Origin of the sequence: Acinetobacter radioresistens DSM 6976 = NBRC 102413 = CIP 103788, assembly GCF_006757745.1 — a bacterium.
GTDB lineage: Bacteria > Pseudomonadota > Gammaproteobacteria > Pseudomonadales > Moraxellaceae > Acinetobacter > Acinetobacter radioresistens.
In genome coordinates this window covers 1,635,793-1,652,397 of sequence record NZ_AP019740.1, presented here as the reverse complement: position 1 = coordinate 1,652,397, position 16,605 = coordinate 1,635,793, and the positions used below count along the sequence as shown (strand labels likewise).

Genomic DNA, 16,605 nt, shown 5'->3' with positions numbered 1-16,605 from the left:
CTGAGTTTCATAACTCAGGCTTTTTTATAGTAAGTATTGAATTAAAATATTTAGATTAAAAATAAGAGTAATGATATGTCAGCCATTCAAGAATGGATTCTTCATGGACACCAGCATTATAAAGGTGAATGTCAATCTGAATTCAGAGATTTAGCAAAGCTGTTTAGCCGATTGCAGTCCAGCCGTTTAAATAGCGGAGGGGCTGGGTTAGCAGTTTATTTTAAAGGAAAAAAAGTTGTTGATATTTATACTGGCAAAAAATCTGCAACTGAAAACTGGCAAGCCGATACGCTGGCAGTATGCTATTCAACCGGAAAAGGCATATTGGCCACTTTGGCTCATATTCTAGTAAGTGAAGGTTTTCTGGACTATGACACACCCATTGGTCGATACTGGCCTGAATTTGCACAGCAAGGGAAAGATAAGCTGACGCTACGACATATATTGTCTCATCAAAGCGGTTTATATGATATCCGCAACCTGATTAATGATGCTGCAGAAATGCTTGAGTGGCAGCATATGTTAACTGTGTTCGAGCAGGCTAAACCGCGTTTTTCAGCAGGAGAGGGCGTTGCTTATCAGGCTTTAACCTTTGGCTGGCTGGTCGGTGGGCTACTTGAGAAAGTTACCGGTCAAACTTTATCTCAGTTAATGCAACAGTATCTGGTAGAACCACTTGGGTTAGATGGTGCATATTTTGGTCTTCCCTTGACTGAACTGGAGCGTGTAGCTCGTCCTTTTGCTGCCTCTAAACCAGTCTGGAAGGAACATAACAATCAAATATCAAAGAAAACAAAAAGAAAAACATCATTCAGTGAAAAGCTGTTTTACTGGAGTGGACAGAACCCTCAAGATTTCCAAGATGCTATGGTTCCTAAAGGAATGAAAAACTTTAGCTTCTTTAATGAGGCCGGCCTGCAGGCCTTGGTTCCCGCAGCCAATGGTGTGTTTGATGCGCATAGTCTGGCAAAAATTTATGCCATGCTGGCTAATCATGGACAGTGGAAAGGTAAGGTCTTGATTAAACCAGAAGTTTTTCAGGAGCTCAGCAGTATTCAGAGCTTTGCCCGCGACCGTGTTATGCCTGTACCCATGAACTGGCGTTTGGGCTATCATCGGATTTTTACGCTGGGTAAGGCCGCCCAACAAGGTTTTGGACACATGGGATATAACAGTTCAGCGGCCTGGTGTGATCCTGAGCGTAATTTGAGTTTTGCCTATACTCATAATTTCCAGATGGGTTCCATGACTGGAGATTACCGTTTGTGGGCACTTACTCAAGAAGCTTTACGCTGTGCAGATGGTGTACTTACTGGCAGGAAAGGATGGTTCTCTTGAATTAAAATAATATAAAAGGACATATATGGACATAGAGCTTTCAGATTTACAAACCAAAAAGCAGGCTTTATTAGATCTGTTAAAACATCTTAAAGCTAATGCTTATCAATTTATCAGTGTAACGCCAGAAACGCATTCACGGGTCTTAAGACATGCGGCGGTAGGAGAAACTTTAGCAGATATTTTTGGCTGGAATCGCTGGTTCTATGCAGCAGATCTCAAGGCACCTTTATTTGAACTATTGAAATATCATGATTTGCTTGAACAGCAGGAGCAACTGTTTCGCTGCAAATTTCGTGTTTCAAGTTTAAATGATGAGATTTTTATCCATAGCAGTTACCCTACAACTAGCCAGAATGCTGTTTTCTTAGGACCTGATACCTACCGTTTTAATTTGCATTTAGACTGTTTCCTAAAACAACAGCAATTCTCTGTGAGCAGTATTCTGGAAATGGGTTCGGGTACGGCAGCCACTGCGATTCTAACAACCAAAAAATTTAACCCTCAGCCAGAACTTACATTGGTAGACATTAATCCATACGCTCTATTATTAAGTGAACTTCATGCAGAATTCTCGGGCATTGAAAAGTTTCGTGCAGTAAATAGTCATTTATATCAGGAAATTCATGAGCAATATGATTTGATTATTGCCAATCCTCCTTACCTGGTAGACTCGGAGCGGCGTCAGTACCGGCATGGTGGCTATAAAATGGATGGTGCACAGCTGGCTTTTGATATTGTGCAGCAAGGAGTTACTCATCTTTACAGAAATGGACACTTGTTTTTATATACAGGGGTTGCCATCCGTAATGGTCAAAGCATATTACAGGAACGAATTGAAGAGTGGTTTAAAGGACAATCAAAATTTACATGGCACTGGCAGGAAATCGATCCGGACATTTTTGGTGAAGAACTCGAACAGCCATATTATTCAGGTGTGGAGCGAATTGCAGCCATTATTCTATGTGTTCACAAGATTGCCTGATAGTTTAAAAGCACAGAAATTTTAAATATACATAAATGTAAAAGCGTATCTGGTTTTAAAAATTATTTTCATATTCAAACGCAAAGTAGTGACTTATCGTTTTAAAAGCAATTGATGACATCGGCTCATTCACTAAGCTGCAAAAAAACAGTATGCTTATACAGGCAAAAAGGAGCATACATGTATCAAGTACTTGCGCGAAAATATCGTCCACGCAACTTTAATGAGCTGGTCGGGCAAAGCCATGTGTCACGGGCGCTGACCAATGCGTTAGAACGTGGCCGTCTGCATCATGCTTATTTATTTACAGGTACACGTGGCGTAGGCAAAACAACAATTGCGCGTATTTTAGCAAAGTGCTTAAACTGTGAAACCGGTGTTACTTCTACACCATGCGAAGTATGTGCTACCTGTAAAGCCGTCAATGAAGGCCGTTTCATTGATCTGATTGAAATTGATGCCGCTTCAAGAACCAAAGTTGAAGATACCCGCGAACTGCTCGACAATGTACCTTATGCACCGACTCAGGGACGCTTTAAGGTTTATCTGATCGATGAAGTGCATATGCTCTCTACTCACTCTTTTAATGCACTCCTGAAAACGCTCGAAGAGCCGCCAGAGCATGTAAAGTTTTTATTCGCTACCACAGATCCGCAGAAATTACCTATTACGGTTATTTCACGATGCCTGCAATTTACCTTGCGACCATTAGCAGTTGATGAGATTACTGAACATTTAACCCGAATTTTACAAAAAGAAGAGATTAATGCCGATAGTGACGCCATCTGGCAAATTGGTGAGTCTGCCCAAGGCTCCCTACGTGATGCATTGTCCCTGACAGATCAGGCTATTGCTTATGGTCAGGGTGAGGTACACCATCAGGATGTCAAAGAGATGCTGGGGCTCATTGACCGCACTATCATCTATGACCTGATCTTGGCTATTCATCAGAATAATCAGGCCCGGGTCAGCCAGCTTTTATTACAGTTTAGACATCAGGCACTGGATGTTTCACTTGTTCTGGATCAGTTGATTTCGACCTTACACGAATTGGCTCTATTACAATATTTGCCTGACCTAGGCCTTAAATACAGTGATGAGATTAACCGTAAAATTTTACAGCTCTCACGCCTGATTTCAGCGCAAGACCTGCAACTGTATTATCAAATTGCCTGTAAGGGGCGAGCTGACCTGCAACTGTCTGTTACGCAAGAGCAGGGCTTTGAAATGTGTATTTTACGGCTGTTAGCTTTTCGACCTTTGGCACCTGATGAAATATCAATAGACAATTCTAGACCGGCGGTTTCTGATAGTAGCTTTTCAGCATCGGCAGAAGTTAATACAGCACCTCGTTCGTCTGAACCACAGGTAACAGTTTTAGCAGAGAAACTTGAGCCTGAGACAAATTTTATTTCTGAAGAGTTATCATTCGCTGGAGCAGAGCCAGACACTGTGTCTAAAACTACGGCAGACTCTTCTAAACCTTTTGAGAAAAAACCGCTAAAATCAGCTGTTCCGGACAGTAATACTGAGGAAAGTTCAGCAGCAAATGAAATGCTGAGCTTTAATTTAAACTCGGCTGATGGGCTGGTCGGGTTTGATGAGGCAGGTTTAAATGTTCAGCCTAAACCGGTAGCGCCTTCTGCTGATCTTTTGGATACTAAATTTCTTGAGCCTGATGCTCTAGTCATTTCAGAACTGGCAATAAACACCCAATCCGATATACCAAAAGATCTTAGCCAGAGTGAAACAGCGCCTACCATATCTGCGGAAGATTTATTTGTTGAGTTACCTGTAGCCGAGTCCTTTAAAACCGGGGGAAAGATTGAGCAGGTATCTCATAGTTTTTCTGATGAAGAATTGTCTGATACTAAGCTGGAAAAAGCTGGTATTAGCGCTCAGCAATATGAAAACTCTGGTCACTTGATGCCTCAGGATATTCTAACACTAACACCTCAGCAGTTAGAGCATGAATGGACTGTAGACAAATGGGAATACTGGTTTAGGAATAGCGAGTTATCACCTGCCGTTCAAGAGCTGGCCCAGCATGGACTGATGACAGGCACGATTAATGGCCTGTCAGTTTTTCAAATTCCACAACAATATGAAGGAATGCTGTCTCAGCTCCAGCATGCTTTAGAGCAAGCCATGAAAGAGCAATGGCCTGATACACAGTTTCAAGTGGAATACAAAGAAATTGAGCAGATCACGCCATATATCATGCAAACGGTACGCAAGGAAAAAGCGTACCAGCGTGCAAAAGAATTACTACAGCAGGAGCCTGCAATTCAGAGTTTAATTCATCTTTTTGATGCCGAGCTGCAAAATATCCAGTTAAAATCATGATTGTTTTATAAACAATAAGTGGCTAGATCCTCCCGCATCTGTTGAGATATGGGAGTGCTTTTTCGTGTTTCACGATTTACAAGCACATGAACAAAGTGACCTTGTGCAGATGCTTGCTGCTGACCCTGTTTAAAAATCGCTAAACGATATGTTAAAGAAGATTGGCCAATCCGTTCAATTGCTACGCCAACCTCAATTATTTCAGGAAAAGACAGTTCCTGAAAAAAGCTGCAAGCAGAATCAACTACCAGCCCAATTACAGGGGATTGATGAATATTAAACCCTGCTTTCTGAATCAGCAGCGAATTAGCCGCCGTGTCAAAATAGCTATAATAGGTTACGTTATTGACGTGCCCGTATATATCATTATCTGCCCAGCGAGTCTGAATCGGCAAGAAAAATCTAAAATGCTTGCGTTCGGTAATTACAGGCTTATTCATGAATAAATGGCTCGGTATATATTGAGCGCATCTTCATAACCCAGCTCACGGGGGTTATTCTGTAATAGCCGGGTTTGTAATACTGCATCTTGTGCCAGCTGTTCTAAAGCCTGCTCAGGTATTGCGAGTGATTGCAAAGTCAAGGGTAAACCAGTGATGTCCAGATAATTTTGCATATGATCAATAAACAGATCACTGAGGCCTTCTACTGAGCCACTACTTTTAGGTTCAATATGTAACATCAATTCAGCATAGTGCTGCTTGGCATAAGTCAGGTTAAATTTTAAGACTTCAGTAAAAACCAGAGCATTGCTATGCCCATGTGAAATATGGAAGTGTCCACCAAGCGGATAAGCCAAGGCATGTACCGCACCCACTGGTGAGTTGGCAAAGGCCTGCCCGGCAAGCATTGAACCGACCAGCATATTCTGCCGGGCTTCCATATTTTGGCCATCTTCAAGTACCGGTCTTAAATTTGTATAAAGAATCTGGAGCGCTTTAACTGCGAGTAAATCCGCATAGAAATTTTTTTTAATTTTAGATGTATAGGCTTCGACAGCATGTACCATCGCATCAATACCGGTCGCTGCAGTAATATGACGCGGTAAATTTCGGGTGAAATTTGCATCGAGTATAGTAGTATCTGCAAAAAGCACAGGTGATACTATTCCACTTTTTGTTGTTTCCCCAGTGGTTACTATCGAAATAGGCGTGACTTCGGAGCCGGTACCAGCAGTGGTGGGAATTAAAATTAATTTCAGTCGTGCGCCTTGGACCTGATTTACACCATACATCTCCTGGAGCTTTTGCTGTTGTTCAGGATGCGCAAGCAGGGCAATAATCTTGGCAACGTCCATAGAGCTGCCGCCACCAAAGCCTAAAATAATGTCTGCTTTTTCTTCTCGGGCAAAACGGGCGGCTGCCAGGACTACGTCTTCTGGTGGATCAGCCTGTACATCAGCATAAATACTATATTCAAGTCCAATGCTATGTAAAATATCTAAAACAGGTTGATGAAGCTGCTGAGCCAGCATTCCCGGATCGGTAACCAATAACAGTTTTTTGGACTTCTGCTCTATCAAGATTTGCTTGAGTCTCTCAATTGAGCCTAGCCCAGCAATAATATTGGGAACGGTTTGAAACTGAAATTGGCCCATACGTTTTCCTTAATTCTTTAAAAAATTGAACATTATTGTTTTACAGTTCTATAGGATTCATCCTGTAAATAACTTAACATAAGACTCTTCAAAAGAAAGCTGTACTTGAGGTCGTTATGTCGTCCAAAGCGCCGTATAAGGTGTTGTGTGTCTGTTTAGGAAATATTTGCTGCTCTCCCACAGCGGAAATTGTCCTGAGGCATTATTGTGACGAGCATCAGTTAAATGTAATCGTTGATTCAGCTGGCACCAGTAATTATCATCCAGGTAAAGCACCTGACCAACGGAGTCAGAAGCATGCTAAAAAACGTGGTTATGATCTCTCAACGTTAAGAGCTCGTCAGTTAAAGACTCAGGATTTTCTTGATTTTGACTTGATTCTGACAATGGATCATCAGAATCTTGAAGATATACAAGCAGTAATGCATCAAGCTGGTCTTGAATATGGCGAAACATGCCTGCGTGCAAAAGTTGCTCTGATGAGTGAGCATGACCCTGAATATTCCAAGCAGGCTTTACCCGATCCCTATTATGGCGGACTTGATGGTTTTGAGCGGGTACTGGATCAGTGTGAATCAAGCAGTCGTGCCTGGATAAATGTATTTAAAAGTCAGTTTGGTCAGTAATTTAAAAGGTTTAGATGTGATTCAGATTCAAAATAATATTCAACTTAAACCTTTTAACAGTTTAAAGCTTAACAGTGTCGCTTCCCATTACATTCACATTGAACAGACTCGGCAGATTCCGGCTGCGGTTCAATATGCTATCCAGAATCAGCTGAATATTCTTGTACTTTCTGGTGGCAGTAACCTGCTTCTACCTGAAAAGATTAATGCACTGGTCATGCATATTGATATTCAAGGTATTGAGTATTTAGATGAAGATGAACAAAGCCGCAGCCTGAGGGTGGGTGCCGGTCAGGTCTGGCATGAGTTTGTACTCTATACCACCACAAAACGCTTGTATGGCTTACAGAACCTGGCTTTAATTCCAGGACGAGTTGGCGCGTCACCTGTACAGAATATTGGTGCTTATGGGGTAGAAGCTGGGGATTTTATTGAATCGGTACAAGTATATGACCGTGAAACTGGCCAGTTTGACTCGATCTGTGCTAAAGATTGCGGTTTTTCATACCGGCACAGTATTTTTAAAGATCAGCCAAATCGCTACATTATTACCCATGTAACATTCAGGTTATTAAAAACACCGCAGCTCAAGCTGAACTATGGCGATCTGAAACTGGCTATGGCAGGTGATCAGAGTGCCGAAAACCTGCAACAGCAGGTTATTCATATTCGACAAAGTAAGTTACCTGATCCGGCACAATATCCTAATGCCGGCAGTTTTTTTAAAAATCCTGTGATTAGTAATGAGGCTTATCAAAAACTGGCAGTGCGATTCCCGAGACTACCGCATTACCCCCAGTTGACTGGTCAGGCCAAGATTGCAGCCGGCTGGCTGATTGAGCAGGCAGGATGGAAGGGTAAGCGTCTGGGTCAGGTAGGCATGTTTGAAAAACAGGCACTGGTCCTGGTCAACTATGCTGAAGCGTCATTAGAAGATATCAAAGCTACATACTGCGCGGTACAGCACGATGTTTATCAGAAATTTAACATCATGCTCGAGCCGGAACCGGTACTCTATAATGAAATAGCCCAGATTTGCTCACATACGGAATAAACAGTTTATGGCTCAGTATCATTGGATGGTGCGTTTAGTACAGCTTGCCGCAGGCATATTTGTACTGCTCGGCTGTCTGATGGTTTTTATCTATACTCCTTTTTATTCGCAGCTGGTGGTCAAGGCTCTTAATACTTTTGTGCCAGTAGAAGTCAATCAAGTGGCAGCAAAAAGTCAGGAAATGGCCGCCCTGAGCGAATATGAGGAACTAGAGCCTGGTTCAAATCTCTGGATTGCCCGTCAGGCATATTTAAAACTGATGGAGCAGTCTATGCAAAACCAGAATGCACAGGATTTGCCTACGCTACAGGCCCGTTATAAAGCATTGCAAAAAATTATTATTGAAGAACAGGAAAAAGAAGAAAACGATAAGGACGACCAACCGGTTATTCCATTACTGGTTCCATCTGTTGATAAAAAAGGACAGGAACAAGAACAGCCAGTCTCCGATTCGGTTGAAGACATGCGTGAGCTTCTGCAATTGAATAGCGCAGAGAATAAGGTGTTAATGGAGCAATATATAGATTTCCTGATGACACATCCGGTTGAACAGCAAGAGGCAGTAGAAAGCGAAATTTATCAAGATATTGCCCAAATACAAAAAGAAAAAAATGAACCAGTCTATCCGGCAAGTTCCAGCAAACCTTATGCAATTGTTGTTTTAGGTGGCGGATTGACTTTAGCTGATAACCAGAAAGATATTGTAGTGAATAAATATACCCGCTTGCGGCTCGAGAAAACCCTGGAAGTCGAAAAACAATACCATTTACCCATTGTTTTAAGCGGGGTAGAAGCCCCTTATATGCAGGCTTGGCTAAAAGAAAGAAATGTAGAAGCAAAATTACTGGAAAACCGCAGTATGAATACCTGTGAGAATTCACGGTTCAGTTCATTGCTTTTACAGAAAAAAGGTGGGGCACCTACAGTAATCTTGATCACGGATGTTTATCATATGCCACGTACACGCCGTTTATTTGCACTAAACGGTATAGAAACCATACCGGTTGAAGCACCTATGCCTTCAAAATTAACAGACTGGCGTCCAAGCCGGCAGAATTATGATCACAGTCGCCGTGCCAATTACGAAATGCTGGCCACAATTCGCGATATCCTATTTGGCTCAAGTGGCTGCCGGGAGGTACCTTAATGTCAGATATCCCGTTTTTAAATCCGAATGTACTTACCCAGCTTGACTTGCCTATACCTAGCCGTGAAATTACTTCACAGCTTCTAGAACCATTAAATCTGAACCGCCCGTATGAGCCCTCAGTTGATATTTTAGCTTATCGCAAACTTTATGGCTTAAATCTGCTGGACTGTGACCAATGGCAGGGTTATGTTCCCATGCCACTTTTTCGATTACATGTACAGGTTTTTAAACCGAGAGTTGCTGAAATTAAAGGTACGGTCTGTTTGCTGCATGGTTATCTTGAACACAGTGGCATTTACCAGCCAATCATCCGTGAAATACTTGAACAGGGCTTCAGCGTAATAACATATGACTTGCCAGGGCATGGCTTAAGTGACGGTTCGCCGGCCAATATCCAGAATTTTGATCATTATCAGCAAGTTTTACTGGCCGTATATCAGTATGTTCGTCAGGCTGACCAGTTGCCGCAACCATGGTTAGGTATTGGGCAGAGTACAGGAGGCGCAATCTGGATGCATCATTTGCTCGAATATGCTGAGCAGCGCCGTAATCCGATTGTTGATCGTATTTTGCTTTTATCTCCACTCATTCGACCTGCAAAAACAGCATGGTGGCATAACCCGGTTGGCCTCGGTATTATCCGGCGTATCAAGCGGCAAGTGCCTCGACATTTCCGGCGTAATAACCATAATCCGGAATTTCTGCGCTTTATTCGCTTAAAAGATCCCTTACAGCCCCGTATGATGGGTATGGACTGGATTCTGGCGATGTCGCGGTGGATGCAGGAAATGGAGCAGAGACCAGCTTGCCGAATACCAGTCTGGCTTGCTCAGGGAGCACTGGACCAGACGGTAGACTGGCGTTATAACATTGAATTTATCCGGCGAAAATTCCGGTTACAGACCCTGCTTATGCTTGAAGAGGGTTCGCATCAACTCATTAATGAGCGGGCTGATATTCGGGCTGCACTTACCGGGCTGATTCCGGCATTTCTACACGCCAGACCTTCAAAATACTATTATGAATAAATAAGCTCATGATCTGGCATTAAGCACTAATAAAATTTACTGTCATATAATCTTCTGGAAAAGCCAGAGTAATGACCTGGCTTTGTAGTTTTTAGTGAATAGTATGCTTTTATATTCAAGCCTGTTTTTTTGCCAGTAATGTAGCAAAACGCAATTTTATCCGGCGACCATGCTCATCGAGCCGATGCAGTTCACCAACATCTTCATTATATTGTAAGATATTCCAACCTGTATAATAACGAATGAGCTCTCCTTCTTTAAAGGTGAAGGGGAAATCAACATTACATGGATAGTCTGGTGTATCCATAGCCGCAACAATCAGATTATAACCTTCAGGCAGAGTTGCTTTTTGCATTTCTTCTATAAGTCGGGGAATAGTAGTGGGCTGTAAAAACATCAGCACAACCGTTGAAAAGATAAAGTTATAGCGTTTTTCAATAATGGGATTCTGGTTCAGGTCACGTATTTCAGTGTGAATATGATCAATTTTCTCTGCACCAATAATTTCATTAAGCTTATTGATGCTAGCTTCATTAATATCCCATGCATCGACCTCAAAACCTTTTTCACTGAGAAAAAGTGTATTGCGACCACTACCACAACCAAGATCAAGTGCGGTACCTGCACTGTGCAGAATTTTACTCGCCATACGTATTTCGGAATGCGTTGGTACTAGTCCATATTTCTTTTCAAAGTAACGCTCAGGTTCACAGAAAAATTCAAGTTGGCAGGCAATATCGGAACTGGTAGAGACAATTTTGTGCCATGCTTGAGGTGAGACTAAGGAAGGTTGATGACTAGCATTAAAAGTTTCTTCAGAAATTATTTCACCATTTTCTGATAGCATGGCAAATACCAGTTCGCCCTGCAATATTGTCAATTTAGCCCAAGTCCCTTCTTGAGTATTATGTTTCTCGCGGAAATTCTGAGGAAGGGTTTTATTAGACCATACAGGCATTTGTTTATAACAGCGCAAGTTACTCATCGTATTTTCCTCAGATAGAGTTTTATGGTGATCAAGTTAGCCAAGTGAAGAATGTATGTACTCAGCTTTTTACAGTTCAGAATTTTTGAGCACTGGCCATTTGCCACATGCGGTAATAAAAATTTTCTTTATCCTGAAGCTGGTTATTAATAAGGGCATTTTCCTCCATAAAATAATGCAACTGGGCATAATTTTTAATTTCCCGGTCATTAATCCGTTGTGTCAGATGGTGTGCATCAAGTTCCGAAGGATGACGCAAGCCTGCTGCTGCTATCATATCTGCCAGGGCATGCAAAGTGTTTTTATGGAAATTAAAAACCCGTTCAGCTTTGGTGGGCACATGTAAAGCTTTTTGTCGGTCACGGTCCTGTGTAGCTACCCCAACCGGGCACTGATTGGTATGGCAGCTTTGTGCCTGTATACAGCCAATTGCAAACATGAACCCCCGACCTGAATTCACCCAGTCTGCGCCCAGTGCAAATGTACTGGCAATATCAAATGCACTGACGATTTTACCCGCTGCTCCAATCTTGATCTGATCACGTAAACCGGTACCCACCAAGGTATTATGTACAAAGCGTAAGCCTTCACGCAGAGGTGTACCAATGTAGTCACTAAATTCAATTGGTGCTGCACCTGTACCACCCTCAGAGCCATCGACTACAATAAAATCCGGTACAATTTTGGTTTCCAGCATAGCTTTTACAATACTCATAAATTGCCATGGATGCCCAATACAGAGCTTAAAGCCTACTGGTTTACCACCAGAAAGATCACGTAATTTTTGCAGAAAGTGCATCATCTGGATCGGTGTACGAAAAGCAGAGTGGGTAGAAGGAGAGATGCAGTCACGATCACGACTTACTCCCCGAATCAGGGCAATTTCTTCAGAAATTTTATGCTTTGGCAAAATACCGCCATGACCCGGTTTGGCGCCTTGGGAAAGTTTGAGTTCAATCATTTTAACCTGTTCAAGTTGTGCCTGTTTAGCAAACTTTCCTTCATCAAACTGTCCGTCAAGCGTCCGGCAGCCAAAATAACCACTGGCAATTTGCCAGACCAAATCGCCACCATTTTCCAGATGATAAGGGCTGATACTGCCTTCTCCTGTGTCATGGTAAAAGTTACCCATCTTGGCACCCTGATTTAACGCCAGAATTGCATTGGCGCTGAGACTGCCAAAACTCATGCCAGAGATATTGAAAATTGAAGCGCTATAGGGCTGAGTACATTGCTCATTACCAATCTGAATACGAAAAGTGGCCGGATCTGCTGGTGAGCAAGGTGCCAGGGAGTGAGTAATAAAACGATAATCTGCCTGATAGACATCTAAAATTGAGCCAAAGGGTTTATCTGAATTTTCATTTTTCGCACGCTGATATACTAGACTGCGCTGTACCCGTGAAAATGGCAGTGCATCATGATCCGATTCAATAAAATACTGCCGGATCTCTGGACGAAAATCTTCAAAGATATAGCGAAAGTGGCCCATAATCGGATAGTTTTTTAAGATCGAGTGACGATTCTGCAAAACATCATAGAGACCCAGCAGGCTGAGCAAAGCTGTGATTAGCCAGACACTGTTAAGCAAGGTATCTGAAACGAAGTAATAAATATAATGTGGCTCATAGAATAGCCTAAGCATGGTAATACCTAATGCGATCAGAATGCACAGGAACCAGACCGATTGTCTTGAGAAAAATGTATTGAGGAGCTTATGACGTATTGTTTGTGCTGGGCTTGCCATTATATTCAGCTTTCCTTTTAATATTTTTCAATAGATTCAACTTGCCAAGCCGGGCTATATTTCTCAATGAGAGTTTTGTTCATTCTCAGTCATATAAGAAGATAACTGAGATAATTTTTCAGATAAAAAAATAACCAGAACAGGTCTGGCTATTTTTTATAAATAAATATTAGTTCTGCTCTTCTTCTGGTGGAAGCAGCATCAAAATAGAGTCAGTCAATAGTTGTGCGATATCTTCAAGTATTTCTTCATCATTTAAATTCTGATCAAGAACCAGAATTTCACCATCAGCAAGGCGCTTTAAATAGGCTGCAAAGCTTTCAGAAATATATAGTGCTTCACCATTTGCCCAAAAAAGTAGCTGGTTGTCTTCATCTGTATAAAGCAGGCGTGAAGCAGGTTCCAGCATTAGCATGTAACCCTGATCCAAAGCTTCTTCCAGATCACCTGTACCGATCTCTTCCGCTTCAGGAATATTCTCCGGATACTTCGGCTCTGACATCAAGCTGATAATAGCATCATCAAGTACAGTAGAGTTTTGCAGACGGGCAAGCAGTTCTGTTTTAAGGTACTCAAGTTCAACAGGTGTAATCTCGCCTGCTGCTGTAGCCTGGTCACGCAGAATATCGGTTAGCGGATTTCTGAGTAACTGGTCTTCAGAAAATTTATCACTCACACGATCCATCATATCTGCAATATTAGGCATGCGAAAACCAAAGGAAAAGGTCAGGCAGTCATCTTCTGCTACGCCATAGTGAGACAGACCTGGCGGAACATATAACAGATCACCTGGAGCCAGTACTTCATCAAAATTTACCTCCATATCTGGTAGCAGTTTAAGAGGCTGACCTGGAACAAAAGCCGTGTCTGCATCGCACATCTGCCCAAGCTGCCAGCGACGGTGACCGTAACCTTGCACCAGGAATACATCATAAAAGTCAAAATGCTTGCCAACTGAACCGCCTTTAGGCGCATAAGACACCATAATATCATCACGGCGCCACTGTGGAATAAAGGGAAATTTTTTCCATAGGGCTGCGAGGTCAAATGAATAATGGTCAACCGCCTGAACCAGCAAGGTCCATAGTTTTGGCATTTTCTGGAAATCGCCTTTAATCAGGGGAGAAGATTTCACTGACCACTGGTTAGAATCTTTATCTTTTTGCTTGATTAAACGGGCAGTAATATTTTCTTCAAGCGCAAGTTCTTTAACATCGTTCGGTTCAAGAATATTGATAATTTCGGGCAGGGCATTACGGACCAGTAGCGGTTTTTTTTGCCAATATTCACTTAAAAATTGTTCGGCAGTTATACCGCCTAAGACAGCTAGAGGTTGGGACATAGAAAAACCTGTAAATATTAAAAAAATTAGCTAGGGAATCTGGAAGTCGAGTTGGCGCAAAATCTGGCATAGCTGAATCATGGGTAGGCCCATTAAAGTTGTCTGGTCATTACCCGTCATCTTTTCAAACAGACTAATGCCCAGACTTTCACATTTAAAGCTACCTGCACAGTGAAGTGGTTGATCCAGTTCGATGTATCGCTCAATTTCGGCCAGATTTAATGTGCGGAATTTTACCTGATAATGCTCTACCAGTGTGTGCTGAAAACCTGTGGAATGCTGCTGTACACTCAGCCCCGTACTAAAATAGACCGTTTTCCCGGAATTGACCTGCAACTGTTGCACTGCCTTTTCAACTGTTAAGGGCTTACCTATAAAATCATCGGGTGTATGTTCCCGCCATGCTACCTGATCGGAACCAATCACTACTGCTTCAGGGTAAAGTCTGGCAACAATATGAGCTTTGTCAAAAGCCAGTCTCCTTGCAAGTTCATCTGCATGTGTCTCACCCTGGGGTAATTCATCAATATCTGGTGAAATACATCGATACTGCAAGCCTAAACGATTCAACAGCGCTTTACGGGTCTCACTACTGGAGGCCAGAATAAGAGGAGGCTGCTTCATCAAATTGCATAATCCATTAAAATATCTAAAGGTACATAACTGAGTACTGCCTGATGGCAGGCATGAATTTTTACAGGCGGAGCCATATCAGCCTGATAGGCTTCAACCCAGCGCGTTACGCAGATACACCAGAAGTCACCAGGTTTTAGACCGGGAAAACCCACTTCCGGTAAGGGTGTAATCAGGTCATTACCCAGTTTTTGAGAAAAACTTAGAAATTCAGATGTCATCTGTGCACAAACAGTATGCTGGCCCAGATCAGTAGCAGCAGTATGGCAAAAACCATTACGGAAATATCCGGTAATAGGGTCATAGCAACAGCTTGCCAAGGGTTCACCTAATACATTTAAGCGGTTAATCTTCGGATCAGGATGAAAAGACATAAGTACTCGGAAATAGACAGGCTTTATCTATCATAACAAATCTTTGGCGAACGTTAGCTTTTATGCAAAAGAAGCTAACCTTTTTAAGCATAATCATTTAAAATCGATGGCATTTTTAAATACATAAAGAGAGTATTACATGAACTTTCAGCGTATGACTGACCTTGACCTGACAGGCAAACGTGTCCTTATTCGTGAAGACTTAAACGTTCCTGTAAAAAATGGTGAGATTACGAGCGATGCACGTCTACGCGCTGCATTACCGACAATTCAGGCTGCGCTGGAAAAAGGTGCAGCAGTGATAGTGTGTTCTCATCTGGGTCGTCCGGTAGAGGGTGAACCTAAACCGGAACAGTCACTCGCTCCTGTTGCGGCTTATCTGTCTCAGGCACTGGGTCAGGAAGTCCAGTTGGTTACAGAGTACTTGGATGGCGTTCAAGTTCAGGCCGGCCAGGTAGTTTTACTGGAAAATGTACGTTTCAATGCAGGTGAAAAGAAGAATAATCCTGAGCTGGCACAAAAATACGCTGCATTGTGTGATGTCTTTGTTATGGATGCATTTGGTACTGCGCATCGTGCAGAAGCATCTACAGAAGGTGTAGCGCGCTTTGCCAAGGTTGCAGCAGCAGGGCCGCTGCTTGCAGCAGAACTGGATGCACTGGGCCGTGCACTAAAAACACCTGAAAAGCCGATGGTAGCAATTGTTGCAGGTTCTAAAGTCTCTACTAAACTCGACGTTTTAAATTCTTTATCTACACTTTGTGACCAGTTAATTGTTGGCGGCGGTATTGCCAATACTTTCTTGGCCGCCGCCGGTTATAACGTGGGTAAATCGCTTTTTGAAGCAGACCTGGTCGACACTGCAAAAGCGATTGCTGCGAAAGTTTCTGTCCCTTTGCCAACTGACGTGGTTGTTGCTAATGCATCTGAAATTAACTTTGAAGATTTCTTGGGTTCATTGGCAAAAGCTCAAGCTGTAGTCAAAAAAGTATCAGAAGTTTCGGAAAATGATATGATTCTGGATGTTGGTCCAGAAACAGCTCAGGCATTTGCAGAGATTCTTAAAAATTCAAAAACTATTTTATGGAATGGTCCGGTCGGTGTATTTGAAGTTGACCAGTTTGGAGAGGGTACCAAAACGCTTTCTCAGGCAATTGCAAAGTCTGCCGGTTTCTCGATAGCAGGCGGTGGAGATACATTGGCAGCTATTGATAAATATGAAGTCGCTGACAAAATTGGCTATATCTCGACTGGTGGAGGGGCTTTCCTTGAGTTTGTAGAAGGCAAAACCTTGCCAGCAGTAGCCGTGCTACTAGAGCGTGCCTAATACATTCTTCTGATTCTATAATTTTTAAAGTTTAAACAGGTTGGCTTGGTCCAGCCTGTTTTCATTTTAGATT

At 42.4% G+C, this 16,605-nt stretch carries 15 protein-coding genes; 8 read left to right on the top strand and 7 right to left on the bottom strand.

Annotation, left to right across the window (positions count from 1 at the left end; all coding sequences use genetic code 11):
• Positions 1–75 precede the first annotated feature (75 nt).
• The 3 genes from ACRAD_RS07775 to dnaX all read left to right on the top strand — a co-directional run bounded on the left by ACRAD_RS07775 (position 76) and on the right by dnaX (position 4,669).
• Positions 76–1,338 (top strand): serine hydrolase domain-containing protein, encoded by a 1,263-nt coding sequence (locus ACRAD_RS07775; RefSeq protein ID WP_005026281.1) that lies wholly within the window; start codon positions 76–78, stop codon positions 1,336–1,338.
• Positions 1,339–1,363: 25 nt separating this feature from the next.
• Positions 1,364–2,323: a methyltransferase gene (locus tag ACRAD_RS07770; protein ID WP_005026279.1), complete on the top strand. Its 960-nt coding sequence runs from the start codon at positions 1,364–1,366 to the stop codon at positions 2,321–2,323.
• Positions 2,324–2,503: 180 nt separating this feature from the next.
• Positions 2,504–4,669, top strand: a complete 2,166-nt coding sequence (gene dnaX, locus ACRAD_RS07765; protein ID WP_005026276.1) for a DNA polymerase III subunit gamma/tau — start codon at positions 2,504–2,506, stop codon at positions 4,667–4,669.
• Between the two features lie 5 nt (positions 4,670–4,674).
• Here dnaX and ACRAD_RS07760 read toward each other — a convergent pair whose 3' ends face one another.
• Together ACRAD_RS07760 and ACRAD_RS07755 are read right to left on the bottom strand one after the other, a co-directional pair.
• The gene (locus tag ACRAD_RS07760) at positions 4,675–5,109 is read right to left on the bottom strand and encodes an acyl-CoA thioesterase (RefSeq protein ID WP_005026273.1); all 435 of its coding nucleotides are present in this window, start codon (positions 5,107–5,109) and stop codon (positions 4,675–4,677) included.
• Complete coding sequence (locus tag ACRAD_RS07755) at positions 5,106–6,266, bottom strand: iron-containing alcohol dehydrogenase (RefSeq protein ID WP_005026271.1); 1,161 nt, start codon at positions 6,264–6,266, stop codon at positions 5,106–5,108. The genes ACRAD_RS07760 and ACRAD_RS07755 overlap by 4 nt, the downstream gene beginning before the upstream one ends.
• Positions 6,267–6,382: 116 nt before the next feature.
• On the opposite strand from ACRAD_RS07755, the gene ACRAD_RS07750 reads away from it, so the two are divergent.
• From ACRAD_RS07750 to ACRAD_RS07735, 4 genes are read left to right on the top strand one after another with little or no spacing between them, the layout of a single operon-like run.
• The gene (locus ACRAD_RS07750) at positions 6,383–6,892 is read left to right on the top strand and encodes a low molecular weight protein-tyrosine-phosphatase (protein WP_005026267.1); all 510 of its coding nucleotides are present in this window, start codon (positions 6,383–6,385) and stop codon (positions 6,890–6,892) included.
• The gene (gene murB, locus ACRAD_RS07745; RefSeq protein WP_005019972.1) at positions 6,864–7,946 is read left to right on the top strand and encodes a UDP-N-acetylmuramate dehydrogenase; all 1,083 of its coding nucleotides are present in this window, start codon (positions 6,864–6,866) and stop codon (positions 7,944–7,946) included. The genes ACRAD_RS07750 and murB overlap by 29 nt, the downstream gene beginning before the upstream one ends.
• A 7-nt stretch (positions 7,947–7,953) precedes the next feature.
• Positions 7,954–9,093 carry a YdcF family protein gene (locus ACRAD_RS07740; RefSeq protein ID WP_005019973.1) on the top strand — a complete coding sequence of 380 codons (1,140 nt, stop codon included), beginning with the start codon at positions 7,954–7,956 and terminating at the stop codon, positions 9,091–9,093.
• Positions 9,093–10,124, top strand: coding sequence for an alpha/beta hydrolase (locus ACRAD_RS07735; RefSeq protein ID WP_005026265.1), 1,032 nt, complete (start codon positions 9,093–9,095; stop codon positions 10,122–10,124). Before ACRAD_RS07740 ends, ACRAD_RS07735 begins: the two co-directional genes overlap by 1 nt.
• 115 nt (positions 10,125–10,239) lie before the next feature.
• Here the strand turns inward: ACRAD_RS07735 and tehB are convergent, their stop codons facing one another.
• From tehB to ACRAD_RS07710, 5 genes are all read right to left on the bottom strand, one after another.
• A complete protein-coding gene (tehB, locus tag ACRAD_RS07730) occupies positions 10,240–11,109 on the bottom strand; it encodes an SAM-dependent methyltransferase TehB (RefSeq protein WP_005026264.1) in 870 nt (289 codons plus the stop codon).
• A 76-nt stretch (positions 11,110–11,185) separates the two neighbouring features.
• The gene (locus ACRAD_RS07725; protein WP_005026261.1) at positions 11,186–12,856 is read right to left on the bottom strand and encodes an FMN-binding glutamate synthase family protein; all 1,671 of its coding nucleotides are present in this window, start codon (positions 12,854–12,856) and stop codon (positions 11,186–11,188) included.
• 169 nt (positions 12,857–13,025) lie between these two features.
• Positions 13,026–14,198: a ribosomal protein uL16 3-hydroxylase gene (locus ACRAD_RS07720; protein WP_005026259.1), complete on the bottom strand. Its 1,173-nt coding sequence runs from the start codon at positions 14,196–14,198 to the stop codon at positions 13,026–13,028.
• Positions 14,199–14,228: 30 nt separating this feature from the next.
• Positions 14,229–14,822, bottom strand: a complete 594-nt coding sequence (locus ACRAD_RS07715; RefSeq protein WP_005026257.1) for a Maf family protein — start codon at positions 14,820–14,822, stop codon at positions 14,229–14,231.
• Entirely contained in the window at positions 14,822–15,205 is a 384-nt protein-coding gene (locus ACRAD_RS07710) for a DUF2237 family protein (protein ID WP_005026254.1), read from the bottom strand. Before ACRAD_RS07710 ends, ACRAD_RS07715 begins: the two co-directional genes overlap by 1 nt.
• Before the next feature lie 139 nt (positions 15,206–15,344).
• Between ACRAD_RS07710 and ACRAD_RS07705 the strand changes: the two genes are divergently transcribed.
• Positions 15,345–16,532 carry a phosphoglycerate kinase gene (locus ACRAD_RS07705; protein ID WP_005026252.1) on the top strand — a complete coding sequence of 396 codons (1,188 nt, stop codon included), beginning with the start codon at positions 15,345–15,347 and terminating at the stop codon, positions 16,530–16,532.
• The last annotated feature ends 73 nt before the right edge of the window (positions 16,533–16,605 follow it).